Source organism: Streptomyces sp. NPDC029122 (assembly GCF_055569445.1).
Genome location: NZ_JBVHWK010000010.1, coordinates 107,915 through 128,100 on the forward strand (window position 1 = coordinate 107,915; position 20,186 = coordinate 128,100).

The following is a 20,186-nucleotide window of genomic DNA, read 5'->3' on the forward strand; positions in this document are numbered from 1 at the left end:
ATCTCCCTCCAAGACGAGGACGGTGTCTTCGCCGAGCCCCTGTACGGCCTCGCCGACTTCGGGACCGACCAGGGGTGGATCTCGGCGGAGGAGCACCCCCGGTTCCTGCTGAAGACCACCGGCGACGGGGCGACGGACATCATCGGCTTGGGCCCCCACGGCGTAGTCGTCGCACGCGGCCTCGACGACGGCACCTTCGAGCCCTCGAAGCTCGTCCTGAACGACTTCGGCACCGCCCAGGGATGGACGGCCCAGAAGCACCTGCGCTTCCTCGCCGATGTCACCGGTGACGGCAACCCCGACATCGTCGGCTTCGGCGACGAAGGAGTCTGGGTGGCGCACAACCGCGGCGACGGCACGTTCGAACAGGCCCAACTGGTCTGCCGTGGCTTCGGGTACAACGACGACGCCGGCGCCTGGCGGGTCGGCCACCACCCCCGCTTCCTCGCGGACATCACCGGCGACGGACGCGTCGACATCGTCGGCTTCGGAGGACCGGGCGTGTACGTGGCCCGCAACCTCTACCGCCGCTTCCGAACCCGATAAGCCCTGGGTTGAAACAGCAACCGCGGCAACTCGACACCGGGTCACCGGGCTGCCGTCCTGCACACGGCGGCCTGGATGCGGCCCCCGGTGCGGAACCCGACCACCCCGGCCGCTCCAGTGCTACGGCACCGGTTCGGCCGGCCAGAGCGTCTCGCCGCCCGTACACGGGCCGAGGACCGCATCCTCGCCCCCCCCGGGGGGCGGGACACAGGGCTCCGGGCCGGTCGCCGGTGGCCACCGCTGGGCGCCAGAGCCACTGCCCGGACCCTGCGCGTACCACTCCTGCTCGGGGTCTCGCTGTCGCACCAGACGACCGTGGCGTACCCGTCCGTCTACGGATGCGCCCATCTCTCGTGTACTCGATCAACTACTCTGCGTAGTTCAAGTTTGGGGAGAAATCATGCGTAGGTCCACGTCGGCATGCACGGTGCTCGCGCTGGGAGCGAGCTTGTTGCTCGGAGGACTGGCGCCCGGAGCCACTGCTGCGCCCGCTCTTGGTGCGGTCACGGCACTCCGTGCGCCGACGCCTCCGTCGTCTGTCCCTGATCTCGATGCCCCGGGGCCGGCCAGGACGGTCGAGTTCCCGCCGGACGGGCGGGTCCGCTCAAGTCCGGGGCATGTGACGATCCAGGCTCCGCAGTACACGCGCATCGTCCGGGTGGACCCCTGGTGCAGCGGCATGAGCTGCCCTGTGTCCATTGCCCCGGATGGCTCGTCCGCCAGCTTCTCGCTGCAGAGCAACAACTGGATTTGGAGCCGTCCCTTCAAGGTTGACGTTGTCGCCGCGGATGACGCGCCCATGGCAGGTGGCCGGTTCACCGGCACTCTCACCCTTGAAGGTGTGGCGGTGGACTGGACCGTCAACATCACCCAGGGCACTCCCGGGGCCTTCGGCGGGTACGTCAGCAGCGTCCCCGGGGGAGGAGGCGCCCGGGTTCGTTTCGTCGACCCCGATCTGAATGCCGCCGCTGCAGGGTTCAAGGACAAGGACATCATCACCTCCGTCGACGGTCAGCCCGTCACGTCGGCGGCATCCCTCAGCGCCGTCCTCGCCGGCAAGCGAGCCGGAATCGCGGTGCCCGTGGGCGTCACGCGCAACGGTATTCAGATGACCTTGCAGTACACGGTCGACGAGTGATCGCCACGATGCCTACGCACGGGCGCGCTTGCCGCCTGCCGCTCCTGCGGACTTCGGACACGATCGGCAAGACCTCAGTCCTGGCCGGCCGGCACACGGTGAGGGGATGACGATGAGCAAGGCCCAGACAGCAGCAACAGAGAGTGAAGACCTCGCCCCCGAGATCACTACGGTCGCCGGTACCGGAGATGCCGGGGCCGCAGGGGACGACGGGCCCGCTGTCGCGGCCCGGCTTGACCGTCCCTATGGCCTCGCGATGGACAGCACGGGCACCCTCTACTTCTCCGACTACAACAACCACCGCGTCCGGAAGGTCACCACGGACGGCAGGATCCGCACGGTGGCAGGGACCGGCACTGCTGGATCCAGGGGTGATCATGGCCCTGCTATCTCAGCCCAGCTGGACGGCCCGCGTGAGGTGGCGGTGGACCGTGCCGGGAATCTCTACATCGCCGATTCCGAGAACCACCGGATCCGCAAAGTCATGGCCGACGGACAGATCGGCACAGTCGTCGGCACGGGCACTGCCGGGTTCAGCGGTGACGACGGCCTTGCCGTTGCCGCCGAGTTGAACTGTCCGTACGGGGTCGCAGTGGACAGCACCGGCAACCTCTACATCGCCGACACCGACAACCACCGGGTCAGGCAGGTCACACCGGACGGGCAGATCCGCACAGTCGCCGGGACCGGAACCCCGGGATTCTCCGGCGACGGCGGGCCTGCCGCCGAAGCTCAGCTGAACAGCCCGTACGGCGTTGCAGTGGACAGCGCGGGCGACCTCTACATCACCGATGCCGAGAACCACAGGGTCCGCAGGGTCGCCGGGGACGGCACGATCAGCACGGTCGCGGGCACGGGCACCGACGGCTTCAGCGGTGACGGCGGCCCCGCCGCCTCCGCCCGGCTGGACTTCCCCCTGGGCGTGGTAGCCGACACCACCGGCACCCTCTACGTCTCCGACCACAACAACCACCGAATCCGCAGGGTCGCCGCGGATGGCACGATCAGCACGGTCGCGGGCACGGGCACCGACGGCTTCAGCGGTGACGGCGGCCCCGCCACCTCCGCCCAGCTGAACTACCCATTCGGGCTCGCGGTCGACTGCGTCGGCGCCCTCTGCATCGCCGACTACGTCAACCACCGCGTACGGAAGGTGGCGGCGGCCGCCATGGCAGGACTGCCCGAATCAGGCACGGTGGCGTCCTGGGCGAGCGTCCGCAGCCGGCTGCGGATCGGGGTCACGAGCGAGTCACTCAAGGACGGGGCCAAGATCCAGCAGTCGCTCGCCGCTCCCCGTCAGTCGCAGCGGTGGCGGCTGGTCCTAGCCGGGAAGAGTGACAGCGGCGACGTGGTGTACACGATCGAGAACGTGCGCAGCGGAAAGGTTCTGGAGGTCGACGAAGCCCGGGGGGCAGCCGGGGCGGTGGTCGCGCAGCGCGCCTACGAAGGCGACGAGGCACACCATCAGCAGTGGCGGCTGATCCCGGTGGGCACCGTGGCCGACGACCCCCGGGTCTACGAGATTGCGAACCGGAACAGCGGTCTGCTTCTGGGCGTCGAAACCAACGCGCCTGTGGTGATCACGCAGCGCTGGGCGGAGGGCGACCACCGGGGCAGGCAGTGGCAGTTGCTGCCGGTGTGACGCACGAGCAGGGGGCAGGAGCGGCCTCGCCGACCCTGCCCCCTGCCCTTTCAGCCAGGCGCTACTCGGCCCCAGGTCTGAGGGCCTTCTGGGCGGGCGGCTCGGGCGCTTTCGGTGTCTCTGGGTTCTGGGTTCTGGGGCCTTGGCGCAGTCGCACTTCTTCGGCCGGTCCTAGGAAGCGCGCTCCGAATCGACAGCGAGCCCGGATGTGACTGAGCGCTTCACCTGGCGAATGCGTGCTTCCGTTGGCGGGGCTGCGCCTCAGAGTTGGATGCAGCGGTTGCCTTCAGTTCGCGCCCGCCGGTCGTACTTGTAGTTACGCCTCGCGGGTGAGAAGGGATGGAACCGCAGGCTGATGTGTGTAACCGCCCCATCGACGAGCCTGGCTCACATGTCGAAAGTGAATATATTACCCAATGTGCCGCGCTGGGCCCGGCTCGCCGCGCTGGGCGCCGCATTGACCAACGTGCCCTCGGCGCTTTGGCGGGTGGCCATTGCCGTCGGCGTCCCCGTTGGGCTGGCGCAATCCGAATACGATCAGATGGGGGCTCCTGGCCTGGGGTCGTTGGTCCTCGTCGGTCTCAGTCTGATCTCCGAGGCCTTCGCGTTCGTCACCCTTGGGCTGGTGCAGAGCTGGGGTGAGGCATGGCCGCGTTGGATCCCGTATCTACGCGGGCGCCGCGTCCCAGTCATGCTGGGAACCGGCGTGGCGGGGCTTGGCGCGCTGGTCACGACTGTCTTCGGCGCACTGTTCGTCCACACGTCGCTCAACGCAGACATGGAAGCCACCACCTGGGGCATCTGGCTGCTCAACATCGTCTACGCACCATTGCTCTTCTGGGGTCCGCTGCTGGGCGTGGTCACAGTGCACTACTACCGGCGCCGGATGGCTGCCTCTCCCGCGCCGGTATGAAGCCCCCGGATGCTGCCCCTCGAACGGCCTCTTCGCCGGCTGCACGAAGGGCGAACGCCAGATCGCCCACCGCCTGCCCGGCCCGGTGCCGAGCGCGTGGCAGTGCCCCGCCCAAGGACAGACGGGCCCTGCAACGAACTGTGGCAAAAGCTCACACGGGCGCCTCGACCGTCCGGCACTCTGATCCCGACTCCTTCACCGACTGCTGCCGGAAAGTGGTGCTCTCCAGGTGGTCGTCGAGCCGCTCCGCAGGACCTCGAGCGCAACCGGGGGCCCTTCCTTCCCGGAAGTCGCTGATCCACCACGGCGCCTGAGGAGCCGACCCGACTCCGAAAGCGGCCCCGCCCGCCAAGCGGACTTGTCGCGAGCCGTGGCGTGATCAAAAAGTGCTGGTCGAGCAGTGTCGGCCGAGTTAGCGTCGGCTGACTGCCTGTACACACCCGGGGGAACTCATGCCTGCCCGCACACCAAGACCGAAGACCGCCTTGGCGACCGCTGTCATCGGCGTCTGCGTCGCATCAGGGTGCACCGCGCCCGCACAGCACACTCCTGGCGTGGGCACGTCCTCCGCCTCGTCGGGAAAGGCTCTGTCAGCCCCGCTGACCGTGGCCCAGCTCAAGGACGCGGCCCTCGTGGACGCTGATGTCCCCCAGGTCAAGACCAGCATGAGCGTGCAGGAACTGAAGGACGAGCCCAGCAAGTTCCCGCCCGTAGCGGATCCCGTCTGCCGGGCCTATCTGGACATCCGCCAGGGCGAGCACTCGTCCGCTCGCGTCGAGCAAAGCTATGACTGGAAGAACGACATCTACCCCGGCAGTTCCATACTCGCCTCCTACGAAGCAGGCAAAGCGGAGCAGTACTTCGCAGAACTCAAGAAGGCCCTGGGCGGCTGCCGGTCCTACGAATTCGAGAACTGGACAGGTAAGCGCACCGCGTCGACAGCGGTGGAAGCACCCCCGCAGTTCGGGGACGAAGCGGTCACCCTCCGGGAGCACATTCCCCTGAACGACGGCACTGACGCCAACAAACAGGTCACCGTCGTACGGGCCGGCAACACCATTGCCACCTTCTTCAGGGTCGATATGGGCCGGAGCTCCTCCTTCCCAACCGAGCTGATCGAACGCCAGATCGCCCGACTGAACAACGTTCAGCAACCCTGAGTGCGCCGCCGCGCGCTTCGTACGTCGAACAAGGGCGGAACCGAGCCGACCGGCGTGCCGTCCGGCCGCCGACCGCTCGAGAGCGGCCCAGTTTCCCCAGCGCCGCGGGCCAGGTGCCGCCCCGCACCGTGACTCGTGCCCCTTTTCGTACCGTCCCCGCGGTCCCGCGTCCGGTCGGCGGTGAGGTGCCCAGTGGTCCGGTCGCGCCGTCTGGTGCGGAAGAGCCGGTCTCTGCCGGGTGGACGAGGACGGGTGGTGCTCCGGGATCGAGCGGCAGGTGCAGGGGGCATGGCCGGCCGCAGCCGCTGCGCGGCGGATGTCGTCAGCAGGTGCGCGGCCTGCTGCTCGATCCGGCTCAGCCGCTCCGGCCACTCGCCTCCGAGACCGCCGGTGGCCTCGCGTAGCCGGAGCTGCGCGGCGACGAAGGCGTCGCTCTCGGCAGCCGTTCATGGCCGGTTCAGTTCCGTTTCGAGGGCTGTCCGCAGTGACAGAGGGCCGGTCCAATGGCCTCCGGACCTGGTGTTGCTGTACCGCGGCACGCTCCACAGTCGCGTGCGCAGGACGACGACGCAGGCTATTCGGGCACCATAGGCGGCATATGGGAGTGTTATCCGATTCGACGAAAGTGCTCGAAACCGACCCGTGATCGCTGTACAGTCCCAGGTCAGCAAGCCTGCTCCCCGCACATGCGGGGATGAACCTTGGTGTGCGGTACGAGTTAGACGAGCGAGTAGCTGCTCCCCGCACATGCGGGGATGAACCCGAACTGCGCGCCGAACTCACCCCGCAGAAGATCTGCTGCCCGCACCCGCTGGGATGAACCCAGCTCGCGCAGCGCCCGCCCGAGGGTGGCGACCTGCTCCCCGCACGCGCCGGGATGAACTCGGCCGACGTCGCGATGCGGGCGGCGCTGCGCGAGGCGGCCAGGTGAAGCTGAACGTGGAGAAGCTCGGCGCGCTCGGCGAGCCGAAGTCGCTGGCCCGGCTGCGCAAGCGGTTCGAGAAGATGCTCCCGAAGATGGACCTGCCGGACCTGCTCTTCGAGGTCCACTCCTGGACCGGGTTCCTCGACGCCTTTGTCCACCTCGGGGACGGCACCACCCGCATGAAGGACCTGACCACCTCGGTGGTCGCGCTGCTGGTGAGCGAGGCGTGCAACATCGGCATGACCCCGGTCACCAACCCCGGCCACGAGGCCCTGACCCGCTCCCGCCTGGTCCACGTCGACCAGTTCTACCTGCGCGCCGACACCATCGCCGCGGCGCACGCGGCTCTGATCGAGGCCCAGGCCGAGGTGCCGATCGTGCAGTTCTGGGGCGACGGGCTGCTGGCCTCGGTCGACGGACTGCGGTTCGTCGTTCCCGTCCGCACGATCAGCGCGGCGCCCTCCCCGAAGTACTGCGGGTTCAAGCGCGGCATCACCTGGCTCAACGCCGTCAACGACCAGGTCGCGGGCATCGGGCAGATGGTCGTCCCCGGCACCCCGCGCGACTCCCTGCACATCCTGGACGCGCTGCTGAACCTCGACGGCGGCGTGAAGCCGGAGATGGTGACCACCGGCAGCGCGAGCTACAGCGACATCGTGTTCGGGATCTTCAAGATCCTGGGCTACAACTTCAGCCCCCGCTTCAAGGACCTGGACGACCAGCGGTTCTGGCGGGCGACGATGCCCGGGGTGGAGACGGGCACGTACGGGGTGCTGGAGCCGCTCGCCCGCAACCGCGTCGACCTGAAGAAGATCGAGACGTGGTGGCCGGACATGCTCCGGGTCGCGGGCTCCCTGGTCACCAACCAGGTCCGCGCCTACGACCTGCTGCGGATGTTCGGCCGCGAGGGCCACCCCACCCCGCTGGGACAGGCGTTCACCGAGTACGGGCGGATCGCCAAGACCGAGCACCTGATGCGAATGGTCGACCCCGTGGACGACACCTACCGCAGGCAGATGAACCGCCAGCTCACCGTGCAGGAGTCCCGCCACAAGCTGGCCCGCGACGTCTGCCACGGCAAGCGCAGCACCATCCACCAGGCGTACCGCGACGGCATGGAGGACCAGCTCGGCGCTCTCGGCCTGGTCCTCAACGCCATCGTGCTCTGGACCACGAAGTACATCGACGCCGCAGTCGCCCAGCTCCGCGCCGAGGGACACGAGATCCGCGACGAGAACATCGCCCGGCTCTCCCCGCTCAAGCACCGCAACCTCAACGTGCTCGGCCGCTACAGCTTCACCGCCTCCACCCCGGCCGCCGGCGCCCTGCGCCCGCTGCGCAACCCGGACGCGGCCGGGCTCGGGCTGGATGAGGACGACGAGGAGTGGAGGCGTAGAGGAGCTCTTGGCGTCTCCCGCCGGGGCCCGGATCGCTGTCTGGGTGGGAGCGTTTCGCTCCAGGCGGGTGCCGTCGGCGGGCGGCGCTGGAGAGGTGCAGGGTGTGGCCCTGTCGAGGCCCGTGTCGTCAGGCGGCGGAGCCGGCCGTGAGCTGGTCCATGATGTCGGCCAGGTTGTAGTGGGCCCGCTTCTCGATGATCTTCCCGTTCTTGAACGTGAACAGGTTGAACATGGAAAACCGTACGTGCGCTCCGCGCGGGGGGATGCCGTAGTAGTCGCCGCCCTGGTCTCCTTCAACCACGACGTAGGCGCCGACCTTGTCGGCTTCGGCGACGGTGTCGAGGACCGTCAGACGGTTGCCGGGGGAGGCGTCGAGGTGCTTCTTCTCCGCGTCGATGAACCCTGCGACGCCGGGCCGGGGGCTGTCGATCTGGGAGTAGAAGACGAAGTCCGGGTGGAACATGCCGGTGAGCGTGTCGTAGTCACCCTGCTGAAGGGCCTGCTAGAAGCGGTGCACGAGGTCGGCGTTGGGTCCGGTGGACATGTGATCGGGTCCTTCTTGGTCGTTCTGGCACGGCGCAGGGGACGCCGCGAAGGGCGATCCCGGGGTCGGGGCCCGGTGTACTGCGGGCCCCGGCCCCGGGCGCAAGGTCTCGGTTCCTTAAGTGGCGGTCCGGCTCAGGCGCGCTGCGCCCAGTCCTGGTCCAGGCGGTCGGTCAGGCCCGCGGCGGCGAAGGCTGCCTCCAGCTCGTCGCGGCCTTCGGTGAAGTGGGCCCAGCTGTCGTGGTGGACCGGGACGACACGGCGGGCGTCAAGAATCCGGGTGGCCTCGGCGGCCTGGGCGCTGTCCAGGACGATCAGGTTGCCGTCGAAGACCATGGGGAAGCGGGGGGCGCCGGCGAACAGGAGGGCGGTGTCGATCGGGGCGAAGCGCTCGGCGATCTCCCTGACCGCGTCGAGCGAGGCGTTGTCGCCGCTGACGTAGACCGTCGGCAGTCCCTCGCCCGTCAGGACGAAGCCGACGACCTGGCCGGCGAAGGGCTCGACCTCCCCACGCGCGCCGGGGCCGTGGATGGCAGGGACTCCGGTCACCGTGATGGTGCCGCCGCCCGGGCGCTCCAGCTCGACCGTCTCCCAGTCGGCCAGGCCCTTGGCCTTCGCCCCGAGGCGCTCGCCGCCGCCGGGGGTGGTCAGGGTGAGGGGGACGTCGGCGAGCAGGGCGCGGCCGGAGGTGTCGAGGTTGTCGGCGTGCTCGTCGTGGGAGAGCAGGACCACATCGACGGGGCCGACATCGGCGGGCGTGGCGGTGGAGGGCGCCGTCTTGACCAGGGTCGGGCCGCCGGGCGCGGGGTAGTCGCCGGGGCCGTCGAAGGTCGGGTCGGTCAGGAAGCGCAGGCCGCCGTACTCGAACAGGGCGGTCGGACCGCCGAACGTGCGGACCGGGAACTGGCTGGCGTTGAGCTGGGACATCACATCTCCATTTCTCACGAAAAAAACCTGCGGTTAACGTGATGCCAGGCTAGGCGGGTGTCACGGAAAAACGCAAGCGCTACCATGAGAGGCATGGACGACACCCTGGCCACCGACGTGGCGCCGACCGCTCTGCCCCCGGCCCCGGGTGCCGACCGGTACCGCTCCCTGGACTTCGCCGACACCGCCGCCACCCTGCCCGCCGGCCAGAGCTACGACCTGCTCGCCGCCCCCGAATCCGCCATGCGCTGGCTCGCCGCTCACGACCTGGCCGCCCCGGAGGTGCAGCTGTACGAGTTCTGCGCCCAGCGGATGCGCACCCTGCGCGGACACGTCCGGGCCCTGTTCACCGCGCGCGTGGACGGCGCGCCCCCGCCCGAGGAATCCCTGCACGCGGTGAACGAGGCCCTCACGGCCGTGCCCACCGCCCCCCTCCTCACCTGGGACGGGGCCCAGGGGCTGCGCCGCGTCCAGGCGCACCCCACCGACCAGGCCGTCAACCACGCACTGGCGACCCTCGCCGCCGACGCCGCCGACCTGCTCACCGGTCCCGACGCCGGCATCCTCGCCGCCTGCGGCTCCGCCCCCTGCGACCGGTTCCTCCTGCGCACCCACGGCCGGCGCCACTGGTGCTCCACCCGCTGCGGCGACCGTGTCCGTGCCGCCCGCGCCTACGCCCGGCGCAGCGGCGCGTCGGACTGACGCACCACCCCAGGGGCCCTCCTGCGGGCCGCCCGGTGGCCACGCGAAACACCTTCAGCAGGCTGCTTCCGGTTGTCGTCCGGCAGCCGGGCGCTTGATCAGTGGAGATCACCGCTCTGACTCGGGCTCTCTCACAAACGTTCATCTGTGAGAGTTCTGCGACAGCCCCCGAGCGATCACGATTCCGCAGGTCGCCGTTCGCAAAAGCCCTCTCGAAACCCACACGTTGTGCGAGGCACTTCTGAGAAGCCGTTGTCTTTCCGAGAGTGGCGGGTGTGTTCCCGCTGGTGAGGCATAGGGCCGTGGCGTCGGCGGCAGAAACGAAGTGCCATGTCGTCTCTGCGGTGGAGGTGCCGGAATGTCGTCTGTAGTGGGGCTGTTGGAGGAGCGCGAGCGTGCCGCTCGGCAGCGGGTGGAAGCTCTGCAGGCCGAGCTGCGCGAGGCGGAGGCCGTGTGGGAGCGGTTCGTGATCGCCCGGGAGGCGGTCGGACTGGTCCTAACTGAGGTACGCGGAGGCAATGAGGTGCCGCCGGTCGTGGCAAGCGAGCGGCCGACGCGGACCACCGCGGCTGTGCCGGAATCGGTCGTGCCGGTGTGGAGAGATGGCCTCGATGTCGGTGTGCTTGCGCCGGACTACCGCCGACTCGTGGATGTCCTGGCTGGCGGGACCGGGGGTGGGGAGACGATGGACTGTCGGCAGCTGACAGTGGCGCTCGGGCTGGACGCGGTCCCCGCGCAGGTCGAGGGGGTGCGGTCGAAGGCGAAGCGCCTGGTCGCGCGGGGCTGGCTGGCCGAGGAACGCCCCGGGGGCGTTCACCATGGTCACCGGGCAGCCCGGTGACTCGTAGGCTACCGGGGCGGGGTTCCGGCCGGGACGCCCGGAACGCGGGAGAAGGGGCTCGGTGGTGGCAACGCTTTCGGAGGTCAAGGCTCTGTTGGGTGAGCCCCGGTTCAACTGGTCGGATCCGGCGCCATGGATCGAGATGGAGCGGGAGTTCGGCATCGAATTCCCTGCCGACTTCCGCGAGATAGTGAACGCCTACGGCTCGATCGAGATCAACGGGCAGCTGTACCTAAAGCACCCCGCCGGTCACCTTTTGCACAGTCTAGGAGAAACCGTCAGGGGGAATCTTGAGATGTGGCGGGAGGAGGACATGGCGGAGTTCCTGCCCAGTCCGGCAGGAGCGGGTCCCGGGGAGTTGATGCCGGTGGCGTCGGCCACGACGGGAGAATGGGTTTTCCTTCGTGTTCCAGACGGACCCTCGTCGCCCTGGCGCATCCTGGTTCAGGAGCTTGACAGTCCGGCCTGGACTCTCCATGAGATGACGTTCAGTGAATGGCTGCTGGCATATCTCAGAGGTGAGGACGTGACGGTGTGTTCGCGTAACCTCGCGCCTGACCGTCCGTTCTACGAACCCCTGCCCTGAACCTGAACAGGGTGGAATCAGCGTGTTCGCCGGGCGAGTCGGCGGCTCATGACCATGCTCATCGACCACCGGATCATCGCTTCCGAGGTGTCGGTGCGGCCTTCGTAGTCGCGGGCGAGTCGGCGTGAGCGCATCAGCCACGCGAACGTTCGCTCGACCAGCCACCTCTTCGGCAGCACCGTGAAGCCCACCGTGTCGTCGCTGCGTTTGACCACGCTCAGCCCGATCCGCAGAACATCACGGGCAAAATCGATCAGGCGCCCGGTGTAGCCGCCGTCGGCCGACACCAGTGCGATGCGCCAGTGCCGTTCATGCAGCCGGGCAAGTAGTGTCTGCCCTGCGTCGCGGTCGGTGACCGAAGCCGCGGTCACCACCACGACCAGCAGCAGCCCGAGGGTGTCCACCACGATGTGCCTCTTGCGGCCGTTCACCTTCTTGCCGCCGTCGAACCCCCGCGTCGCCGCCGGCACTGACGCGGCCGCCTTCACCGACTGCGCGTCGATGATGCCCGCGGTCGGCTCCCGGTCCCGGCCGGCGACCTCGCGGACCCGGTCCCGCAGCCGGTCGTGGAACTCGGCGACCAGGCCTTTGTCCTCCAGCGCCGGAAGAACGCGTAGACGCGCTCCCAGGCGGGAAAGTCCGCGGGCATCGCCCGCCAAGTGATGCCACCCGCGACCAGGTAGCGCACCGCGTCCACCATCTGACGATGGCAGTAGGCCTCCGGCTGTCCGCCTCTGCCCTCCAACCACCCCGGGACCGGCATCGCGTCACGCACCACCGCCCACTCCGCGTCGCTCATGTCGGACGGATACCTCGGCCGCCTGTACGGCCGGTCCCCGGCGCTCCCGAGCCGATGAGCGAGACAGTCACAGTACGAGCCGCGGATTTGGAGCCGGCCGGCGTGAGGGCGTACAACTGCGGCAACAGGGCCTCCAGGCGCTCATGGTCTTCGACAAACCCGAGCTGCACCAGAGGCCCTGCCTTCATGCACGGCACGCCGCAAGATCACCCGACCGAGCTGCCGCAATCGAACCCACGCTCACCGAGATCGGTACGACAACGGCTTCTGGAGAGACTTCCCATATGGATCTCACGCCCATCGGGCCGCATTGGCGGTAGAACGTCAAGACTGCCCGAACTGTGACGCGCCCGCCGGCTCCGCCTGCCGCAACCCGCGGCGGGAAGACCGCCGCGAAGTACCACACCCCCCGCTTCGTCCTCGTCCCCGCGCTCCGCGAGGAACTCGAAGTCCTCGTCCCCGCCGACCGCCACCCCGGCCGCGCGTGGAAGCAGGGCCCGGCGCTCGCCGTGGTGCCCGCGCCCCGCACCGAGCGCCCGGTCCGCATCGGGTACGCCAGGACCTCGACCGCGCGGCAGGAGCTGGCGAGCCAGCTCGAAGCCCTCCACCGGGCCCAGTGCCACAAGGTCTTCAAGGAGCAGATCAGCACCCGGGTGAAGATCCGGCCCGAGCTGGAAGGCGCTCGCCCTGGCCCACCAGTTCAAGGAGGCCGCCCCCGAGACCCCGGTCATCCTCGCCGTCCACGAGCTCAAGCGCCTCGCGCGCAACGCGGCCGAGCTGATGACGCTGTCCGCCGAGCTCCAGGCCGGCGGCATCCAGCTCGAACTCCTCACCGGCCCGCTCACCGGCATCTACGACCCCAACGGCATGGGCGCCATGTTCTTCGCCGTCCTCGCCGTGGCCGGGCAGATCGAGCGCAACTACATCCAGGAGAAGACCCTCGAAGGCCAGGTCATCGCCGCGTCCAAGGGCAACCACGGCGGACGCCCGAAGGTCATCGACGACGACATGCTCACCTTCGCCGTCGCGCTCAAGGACAAGGGCATCCCCGTCCCCGAGATCGCGAAGAAGCTGACCATCAAGACCGGGAAGAACGCGGGCAAGTCCCCGTCGGCCGCCTCGCTGTACCGGGCGCTCGCGGAAGCCGAGGAAGCCGCGGCCGACGACGGTCTGCCACTGCGGCCCAAACCCGTACGCATCCGCCGGCCCGAGGACCCGCTCACCCCCGAGGAAATCGACCTCCGCGAACGGCTCCAGGCCCAGCCCCACCCGAACGCCGAGCAGCGTTAGGCCCGCCCACGACCTGCCCTGATCCCAAGATCACCGGCTTAGCGTTAACCGCTGTACCGCTGTACCGCTGTACCGCTGTGCCCCAAGGCCGCTCTACTTCTCTGAAGTTGGGCCGTCATTGGCCTTCCCACCAGATCCCGAACAGGTTGGCGAGTGACATCCCGCGTCTGGCAGGGTCGGTCGCATGGACTGCATCTTCTGCGGGCTCATCCGTGAAGACACCGCGAGCTGGGTGGCTCGTGGCCCGGTGGCCTGTGCCTTCACTCCACTGAACCCGCTGGCGCCGGGTCACACTCTGGTGGTTCCAACGCTCCATTACGCGGACATGTTCGAGACCCCGCCCGCGGTCCTCACTGCGGTGACGGTACTGGTCCAGCGCGTGGCCGAGGCCACGCGGACCGCGTTGAACGCCTCAGGCGTGAACGTCCTCAGCGCCAGCGGCCCAGGATCGGAGCAGTCCGTGCCCCACCTGCACTTCCACGTCGTTCCGCGGTGGGTGAACGACGGAATTTCGACCTGGCCGGCTGGACGCTCCGCACACCAGGTCACTGGCAATCCGGGGGCGCAGCTTGCCGATGCCCTGGCTTCCGGCAGGCACCACAGAAGTTGAGCCGGAGCCCGCTCTCGTGAACAAAGCCGGCCTCGGCGGGACACGCAGTTCCCCGACGTCCATCCGGACCGGGTGGCCGCGCTCGCGCGCCGCCGGGACCTGGCCTGGCCGCCCTGCTCGACCGGCACGCACCCCTCGGCGCGGACCAGACCGCGGTGTGCCTCGGCGTTCGGCGCACGAACTTCGACCTCGTCGTCAGGTTCGGGTGGCTGTCCCGGTCGCTCGGTGGACTCGATTACCAGCGGCAGGGGGCGGGGTCATCACGGTCCCCCTGTACAACGCCCGGGACATCGCGCTCCTGGAGGTGGTCCGCCCCTCCAGTGGACTGGCGGGCCGTCCGCACCGTCATGGCGGGCCGCCGCTTCCCGGTCGCCGGCCTCAACCCATTGCGCTGGCCGGCAACCGGCAGCCCCGCACCGGGCGCGGTCAGCCGGCACACCGACGGCCCCGGCCGCTAGCTCGGCCAGCGCATCGGCCTCGTCGTCGCTGCACCAGCCGGACAACCGGTCCTCACCCTCAACGTCCTCGGCCAGTGCCGGCCCGGGCCATCGAGACGGAACCGGGTGCCTGGCGGTCCACCAACTCTGGGTCACTACCGCCCCCGGCCGCCCCCGCCAAAGCCGCGACGCACCCCCCAGCCACAGATTGTCGGCCGTCGCGGTGCTAGGAGGAGACCGAGGCGTTGGGTAGGGGCGGAAAATGTTCGGGGGAGTGGCACCTATGCCGACGGGGACGAAGCGCAGGGCGAGGACGACGGCGTCGTGCGCGACGACGAGCACGCGCTGCCCGGCGGCGGCCCGGTCGAGTTTGGCGGTGAAGTCCCGTACGCGCAGGGCCACGTCTGCCAGTGCCTCGCCGCCAGGGGGCCGGTAGTACCACTCGCCCAGCGCTTCGCGCCGCTCGGCCTCCTCGGGGCCCGGGCCCGCAGGGCGGGTGCAGCTCGAAGACGCCCATCTCATGGTCGGCCATGGCCTGCCAGGTCTGCCGGGCCCGGACGTAGGGCGAGCAGACGATCAGGTCGGGGCTCTGGGGGAGGGCGGTGAGCCAGGGACCCAGGGCCAGAACCTGAGCGTGGCCGACGGTGGATCCGCTCCGCTCCGCTCGGCCTCCGCGAAGGCGAGGTTGGCGGTGCTCTGCCCGTGCCGGATCGCCCATAGGGCGGCCAGCGAGGTGGCAGACATCAAGCCGGCACGGGCGGCTTCTGTCAAGGGACCGAGGTGAGGGAGAGCATGAAGAGTTCCTTCCGTACGGGGACCGTGGGACTGCTGCGGGATCCGGACTACAGGCTTCGCCCCGGTCGGCGTGTGGGGCCCGTCCACGGCTTGCTGGCCTGTGCGGGAGGCGCTGCCGGTGCCAGGGAAGCCGGCCGCTTGCGGACGGTGGTGGACTTGGATCGCGCCGCCGTACTCGAAGGCCTCCGGGCGGCCGTGCCTACCTGCATGTCAGCCTCACTGCTTCGGTGTTCCAGCACAGGTGCCTGAGATCCCCGAGCAGGCTTCGTAGCCCATGACCCTCGGTCGAGCTCGATCAGCCCGGTGATTGCGCCCTCGGAGTGCAGCCGGTGCGGATTGGCCCGGGACAGCGAGTACCCGGACTGATCCGGGTACAGGCCGCGGATGAGGGGCGAACTCGACTGTCCCACCCGCGCCTGCGCCACCTGCCACAACACCACCCCGGGCCACCAACCCCGGCCGGACGCCCACCTACCCGGCAGCGGCTCAGGCGACCCGGCGGCCCGCTCGGGCGCCCGCGCGAACTACGGCAGCAGCTACCGGCCTCCCCGCTACCGCGGCAAGCCCCGAACTGCAGCATCAGCCGCTACGGCTGCGGCGGCTCCAAGCCCCCCGCCCCGCCGACCCCCCTCCCGGCCCCGCCGTGGCTGCCGGCCCCGCGCCCCGTGATCGTTCCGGACGACTGCCGGACAGACGACATGAGGGTCGATTGCATGGTGGACGTCTCGACTGAGCAGATCCTGAACCACCCGTTCAACCAGGGCAACAAGAAGAATGGCGCCAACGAATTGGCGCACTGGTACTCCCAGTTCTCAGACAGTTGTACGAAGCGCGCCCAGCAGTATGTGTGCTTCGGCTCTTCTCCGGCCAGCGATCAGCCCCTCACGGTCGGGGATGTTCATTTCTTCCCGGACGGTAAGGAGCGCTTCGCGGCACGACTCGAAAACGAATCGACGTGGCGAGACAAGATGCTTCCCTTGGTCGGAGAAGAAGGTGTCGAGAAATTCGGGCCCAATCTGGAGCGCCATGAGGCAGTGCATTCGCAGCAGTGGGCCAGGTCCGAGACCTCCGCAGTTTTTGCGCTGAAATATTTCCGAGAAGTAGCGGCGTCCGAGTATGAAGTGGGAACCCCTGCCCATGCGAATAGCTTCGAAGTGGAGGCGAATCTGTGGTGGGGGGACATCTCACCTGGTACCCGGCGCAGTTCGTAACCCCCGGCAAGGATCTGAAATTCTGAACGAGGTGGAAGCGCCCTTGAACAAAAGACGTGTGGCGGCCGCCGTGGCCATGGCTGCCACGGCTGTTGGATGCTCGCCGCCCCCAAGTCGTTGCTAGCCGTCGAACGCACGGATGCGGGACGAGCTCGCGTGCTGATCGCACCTTGCCCGGACTACAGCGCGCAGATGTTCTCCGTCTTCAGCTCTGGAGGAACCACCGGCTATAAGCGCTGGTTCCTCATCAACGATGCCATGGGCGGTCCGCTCGACAGCATTGAACTTTTCTCGGCACCACAAGGGTGGAGCGCCACCCGGACGGAGCTCAGTGACCTCAAGGGCGGGGGAAAATACACGATGGTTCTTGAGGGTGCGGTCAGAGGTCGCGGACTGGACGGAGAGATTTCATTCACACCTGACCACTTCCAGGCCATCAAGCCGGGACAACTTCTGGTCCGGGACGGCAAGGGTTCGAAGGCAATCAAGAAATCCGAGTTCATGGAAAAGGAGGCCGCCCGCTGCAGTCCCGAGCGGTGAAGCTCTGGGCCCGGCACAGGAGATGGTCCGCCCACGGTGGACTGGCGGGCCCTGCGCACCGTCCGCGCGGGCTGCCGCTCCACGCTCGCCGGACTTGAGCCGGCCCCGGTCGGGACCGGGTGTCGATGGCGGGGTGGCGCGGATGGCCAGGGTGGCTGGCTGCGATGGTGAACTGGCGACGCTGGCATTCCGACCTTCCCGCCCCGACCTATGGTCAATCACTTTTCATCTCTCAAGCCCTTTACTATGGTGGCGGAATGAAGATGCGCCTTGGGTTCTATCAGTCGAACAGTGCTTGGTGGAAGAATCCGCCCTACATCTGGCCGAAGAACAGCTTCACGTGGTCTGGCGCGCAGAACCAGCTAAATCATCTCGCGTTTCACCGCAGCCGGCAGATCATTACTCGCGGCGAGGACGTCAGAGCGGGCGACATGGTCTTCTTCAAGTGGGAAAGCGAGCCGGTCTACAACCACGTGGCAGTGCTCACCAGCGTGCCGGAGCCCTACTGGCGCGAGGATCGGTGGGTGCTTGACGCCTGTACGTCGTGGGTTGCACAGGATGGACGGAAAGACCGAACGACAATGTGCGATATTGAGGGCATCGTGATTGTTCGGCCCATGGAGCGCTGATGATGTCCAGACGCAGGAAAAGTGCAGCGTTTTCGATGCTGGCCCTCTGTGGCCTGACAGCTTGCTTAACCACTGGTGATGACGCCGTGCGTTACGCCGAGGATTACGCCCGTCACGCACCCCTAGCCATGCAGGGCCACCCATCAGCGGCTTCTCTGCAACTCGTCCAGCACATTGCAGACGGCAATCCCGTAAAGCTGGAATCGTTGGCGAGCAGCGACAGCTCTGAAACGGACAGAAAGAGCACCGCTGAAAACTGGGTCAACACCTTCCGGCAGGGGGCCCACGGTAAGGCCACGGCTGACTTCTACGGCGCTGCCGTTGACCGCCAGACTGTGGTCCTGTATTTTCATGAAACGAGTCAAATAAAGGTGCTCAAGATTCGACTCGACGGAAATGGCGGAACGAACGGTTGGCGCATCAAGATGCTGGAACCTGACCCAAAGCGGGTAGCGGTTAACCCTGATTGGGTTCCAGCTGCACCCAGAAGCCATAACCAAGTCCAGCAAGCAGCCGAGTAAAGTCGAAATCTGAGTGGCGTTATCTGTGTAATCGTGCAGATAACGCCACTTTCGTTATTCGTTGACGCTGAGGGGCAGCGCTGTATGAGCTGCTTATTGCGCCGCCTGCCCGGGCGCTGCGGCCGAAGTGGTAGTGGAGCGGGGCCTGTCAGATCCTGCACCTACGCTGTTGCAGAGATCGATCAAGGAGCAAGTCAGTGCGAATAGAGCGTCACCAGGTGGGTCAGGCAGCCGTGTCGGCAGCGCGCGAGGACTTCACCAACCGGATCGGGGGCCGGGTGCGGTCCATGTCGCGGGCTGGCCGGATGGCCACCTACGAATGGCAGTCGATCGCCGAAGAGTTCCTTGACTACGTGGGCGCCCTATCCGTCGAGACGCCGGACCTCGACACTCCGGAGGCCAAGGCAGCCCTCAAGGACGCCTCGGAGGCCGCGGCCGGCGCCGTCGCCTACGCCGCCTACCACCCGCACTGCAGCTTCCAGGTGTTCCTGGAGTACGTGAATTTCGGCATGAGCTACGACCCGGGTGAGGATGCGCCCGCAGAGAGCGTCACGACCGGGGAGTGGATCGACGCGCTCTGCCTGGCCGTCCTCAGGGACAAGGCCACATGGCACGGCGAGGCCTTCCACTTCGCCCGGCAGAAGTTCGCCGAGCAGGCACAGGGCACACCTGCTGGCGAACTCGTCACCGGATTGATGGCTGTGGTCCTGGACGACACCGGCGACGACGACGAGGAGTACCCGCCGAGCGCGCAGGCCAAGCTCGCCGTCATCGACGCGGCCCTGGACCGTGTCCGCACCCGCGCAGCAGAGACCGGTCACCCCCTCCTGGACCGGCCGGACAGCGCGGCGCTCCACGCGTTGCGCGCCCTGATCATCGAGGACCGGGGGGCTTTCGATTCCGCGCTCGCCGATCTACTGGCCAGGCACGCTGCCCTGCAAGGCCCCGGGGCCTCCCCGAGCACTCTGATCCCGCTGGTCCCTATCGCTCTCGCCGCGCTCGCGTACCGGACCCTGGGCTGGATGCCCGCCGTCGACACCGACTACCTCCCGCACGCGCTGGTCACCGGCTTCGAGACCCGGGGCCCCAGGGTTGGAGGGTTCGGCCGGGACCGGCGGCCGGATGCGGTCGCCGCACTCGCCGCCGACCCGCTGGTGGTCGAGCGGCCCGCCTGTGAGCGCGAGGGGATCCCGCGGGTCGAGGCCATGTACGAGGAACACCTCGAGGAAGCGTTCACCCCCGTCGACGGAACACCCCTGGCCGTCTGGCGGCTCGCGAGCGTCCTGGAGGATCAGAAGCGTCTTTTCAAGTGGCGTGCGGGAGGCCCCGGCGACGTCACGGACGCCCAGCTCGCAACCCTTCGCACTGCCTCCCAGACGGGGGCAGCCCTGTTCCGCATCGCCCTGGCGGAGCCGGGCACCGAGGTCGAAGTGAAGGTCGACGGTCGCGAACTGCGCTACCCCGCCTCCCGGGGCAGGGAAGCAAGTGCCGGCTACTGGCAGACGGCCGTCGCCTTCGCCCTCATCACCGGCGCACGCGAGGACCTCGCCCCGCTGGTCCTCACCGGCCCCACCTTCGCCAGCTCGGATGGCTCCGCGTTCACCGCGTACCGAGAGGCCCTCCATGCCTACCTGAAGGGCGCCGACCCCGAAGCAGCCACGCAGCGGGCGCTACAGGAGGCTGAGAGAGCCAAGGACTGGGGCTTCGCGATGCCGCCCGCCGTGCTGCTGTCGCAGCTCGTGGAGGGCGATGAGGAGAGTTTCAACCTGGCTCTGGCCGACGCGCTCGAAGCCCACCGCGACTACTACGCGGTAGCCGACCGCGCCGACGCCCCGGACGCCTCGGTCAGCCTCGACGTCCTCGCCCTGGCCTGCCACGCCCGCCGCCGTGGCTGGTCCATACGCGTCGAATCCCCCTATCTCCCGCAACGCCTCCTGCAGGCCGCTGAACCCTTCTAGCGGCTGGCCGAAGCACAACGATCACTGGCGGCCACGCCCGAGCACCACTACAGGCGGGTTACGCGTCCGAGCGGGG

The 20,186-nt window shown here is 68.3% G+C and carries 19 protein-coding genes and 3 pseudogenes; 17 read left to right on the forward strand and 5 right to left on the reverse strand.

All coding sequences use genetic code 11. The features are described from left to right. From ACZ4WZ_RS14895 to ACZ4WZ_RS14920, 6 genes and pseudogenes are all read left to right on the forward strand, one after another. A partial coding sequence (locus tag ACZ4WZ_RS14895) for an FG-GAP repeat domain-containing protein (RefSeq protein ID WP_467889864.1) occupies positions 1 to 546 on the forward strand: 546 nt, incomplete at its 5' end. A gap of 619 nt (positions 547 to 1,165) precedes the next feature. Next, positions 1,166 to 1,684, forward strand: coding sequence for a PDZ domain-containing protein (locus ACZ4WZ_RS14900; protein ID WP_467889867.1), 519 nt, complete (start codon positions 1,166 to 1,168; stop codon positions 1,682 to 1,684). A gap of 112 nt (positions 1,685 to 1,796) precedes the next feature. Next, positions 1,797 to 3,326 (forward strand): NHL domain-containing protein, encoded by a 1,530-nt coding sequence (locus ACZ4WZ_RS14905; protein WP_467890115.1) that lies wholly within the window; start codon positions 1,797 to 1,799, stop codon positions 3,324 to 3,326. Positions 3,327 to 3,717: 391 nt separating this feature from the next. Continuing rightward, entirely contained in the window at positions 3,718 to 4,239 is a 522-nt protein-coding gene (locus ACZ4WZ_RS14910) for a hypothetical protein (protein ID WP_467889869.1), read from the forward strand. A gap of 554 nt (positions 4,240 to 4,793) precedes the next feature. Continuing rightward, on the forward strand, positions 4,794 to 5,399 hold the full coding sequence (locus tag ACZ4WZ_RS14915) for a hypothetical protein (protein ID WP_467889871.1): 606 nt from the start codon (positions 4,794 to 4,796) through the stop codon (positions 5,397 to 5,399). Between the two features lie 921 nt (positions 5,400 to 6,320). After that, a pseudogene (locus ACZ4WZ_RS14920) lies at positions 6,321 to 7,676 on the forward strand (transposase); the annotation flags it as partial. Positions 7,677 to 7,848: 172 nt separating this feature from the next. Here ACZ4WZ_RS14920 and ACZ4WZ_RS14925 read toward each other — a convergent pair. Then, positions 7,849 to 8,208, reverse strand: a pseudogene (locus tag ACZ4WZ_RS14925) (ester cyclase); the annotation flags it as partial. A 191-nt stretch (positions 8,209 to 8,399) separates the two neighbouring features. Further along, on the reverse strand, positions 8,400 to 9,191 hold the full coding sequence (locus ACZ4WZ_RS14930) for an MBL fold metallo-hydrolase (protein ID WP_467889873.1): 792 nt from the start codon (positions 9,189 to 9,191) through the stop codon (positions 8,400 to 8,402). A 93-nt stretch (positions 9,192 to 9,284) separates the two neighbouring features. Between ACZ4WZ_RS14930 and ACZ4WZ_RS14935 the strand changes: the two genes are divergently transcribed. The 3 genes from ACZ4WZ_RS14935 to ACZ4WZ_RS14945 all read left to right on the forward strand — a co-directional run bounded on the left by ACZ4WZ_RS14935 (position 9,285) and on the right by ACZ4WZ_RS14945 (position 11,320). After that, complete coding sequence (locus tag ACZ4WZ_RS14935; protein WP_467889876.1) at positions 9,285 to 9,893, forward strand: ABATE domain-containing protein; 609 nt, start codon at positions 9,285 to 9,287, stop codon at positions 9,891 to 9,893. Positions 9,894 to 10,251: 358 nt separating this feature from the next. Beyond that, positions 10,252 to 10,734, forward strand: coding sequence for a hypothetical protein (locus ACZ4WZ_RS14940; protein WP_467889878.1), 483 nt, complete (start codon positions 10,252 to 10,254; stop codon positions 10,732 to 10,734). 64 nt (positions 10,735 to 10,798) lie between these two features. After that, on the forward strand, positions 10,799 to 11,320 hold the full coding sequence (locus tag ACZ4WZ_RS14945; protein WP_453407116.1) for an SMI1/KNR4 family protein: 522 nt from the start codon (positions 10,799 to 10,801) through the stop codon (positions 11,318 to 11,320). Positions 11,321 to 11,337: 17 nt separating this feature from the next. On the opposite strand, the gene ACZ4WZ_RS14950 is transcribed toward ACZ4WZ_RS14945, so the two are convergent. Together ACZ4WZ_RS14950 and ACZ4WZ_RS14955 are read right to left on the reverse strand one after the other, a co-directional pair. Next, positions 11,338 to 11,919: an IS5 family transposase gene (locus ACZ4WZ_RS14950; RefSeq protein WP_467890117.1), complete on the reverse strand. Its 582-nt coding sequence runs from the start codon at positions 11,917 to 11,919 to the stop codon at positions 11,338 to 11,340. Beyond that, complete coding sequence (locus tag ACZ4WZ_RS14955; RefSeq protein WP_467889881.1) at positions 11,805 to 12,119, reverse strand: transposase; 315 nt, start codon at positions 12,117 to 12,119, stop codon at positions 11,805 to 11,807. Before ACZ4WZ_RS14955 ends, ACZ4WZ_RS14950 begins: the two co-directional genes overlap by 115 nt. Before the next feature lie 512 nt (positions 12,120 to 12,631). On the opposite strand from ACZ4WZ_RS14955, the pseudogene ACZ4WZ_RS14960 reads away from it, so the two are divergent. From ACZ4WZ_RS14960 to ACZ4WZ_RS14970, 3 genes and pseudogenes are all read left to right on the forward strand, one after another. Further along, positions 12,632 to 12,736 (forward strand): annotated as a pseudogene (locus tag ACZ4WZ_RS14960) (hypothetical protein); the annotation flags it as partial. A gap of 163 nt (positions 12,737 to 12,899) precedes the next feature. Next, on the forward strand, positions 12,900 to 13,409 hold the full coding sequence (locus ACZ4WZ_RS14965; protein ID WP_467889884.1) for a hypothetical protein: 510 nt from the start codon (positions 12,900 to 12,902) through the stop codon (positions 13,407 to 13,409). Positions 13,410 to 13,593: 184 nt separating this feature from the next. After that, positions 13,594 to 14,019 carry an HIT family protein gene (locus tag ACZ4WZ_RS14970; RefSeq protein WP_467889887.1) on the forward strand — a complete coding sequence of 142 codons (426 nt, stop codon included), beginning with the start codon at positions 13,594 to 13,596 and terminating at the stop codon, positions 14,017 to 14,019. A gap of 260 nt (positions 14,020 to 14,279) precedes the next feature. On the opposite strand, the gene ACZ4WZ_RS14975 is transcribed toward ACZ4WZ_RS14970, so the two are convergent. Continuing rightward, positions 14,280 to 14,978 (reverse strand): histidine phosphatase family protein, encoded by a 699-nt coding sequence (locus tag ACZ4WZ_RS14975; RefSeq protein WP_467889889.1) that lies wholly within the window; start codon positions 14,976 to 14,978, stop codon positions 14,280 to 14,282. Between the two features lie 986 nt (positions 14,979 to 15,964). Between ACZ4WZ_RS14975 and ACZ4WZ_RS14980 the strand changes: the two genes are divergently transcribed. The 5 genes from ACZ4WZ_RS14980 (at position 15,965) to ACZ4WZ_RS15000 (ending at position 20,110) form a co-directional block, all read left to right on the forward strand. Next, a complete protein-coding gene (locus ACZ4WZ_RS14980; RefSeq protein ID WP_467889892.1) occupies positions 15,965 to 16,462 on the forward strand; it encodes a hypothetical protein in 498 nt (165 codons plus the stop codon). Positions 16,463 to 16,618: 156 nt separating this feature from the next. Continuing rightward, complete coding sequence (locus ACZ4WZ_RS14985) at positions 16,619 to 17,002, forward strand: hypothetical protein (RefSeq protein WP_467889894.1); 384 nt, start codon at positions 16,619 to 16,621, stop codon at positions 17,000 to 17,002. A gap of 164 nt (positions 17,003 to 17,166) precedes the next feature. Continuing rightward, on the forward strand, positions 17,167 to 17,631 hold the full coding sequence (locus ACZ4WZ_RS14990) for an amidase domain-containing protein (RefSeq protein WP_467889895.1): 465 nt from the start codon (positions 17,167 to 17,169) through the stop codon (positions 17,629 to 17,631). Continuing rightward, complete coding sequence (locus tag ACZ4WZ_RS14995) at positions 17,631 to 18,152, forward strand: hypothetical protein (protein ID WP_467889897.1); 522 nt, start codon at positions 17,631 to 17,633, stop codon at positions 18,150 to 18,152. Before ACZ4WZ_RS14990 ends, ACZ4WZ_RS14995 begins: the two co-directional genes overlap by 1 nt. Positions 18,153 to 18,370: 218 nt before the next feature. Further along, positions 18,371 to 20,110 (forward strand): immunity 49 family protein, encoded by a 1,740-nt coding sequence (locus ACZ4WZ_RS15000; RefSeq protein WP_467890120.1) that lies wholly within the window; start codon positions 18,371 to 18,373, stop codon positions 20,108 to 20,110. The last annotated feature ends 76 nt before the right edge of the window (positions 20,111 to 20,186 follow it).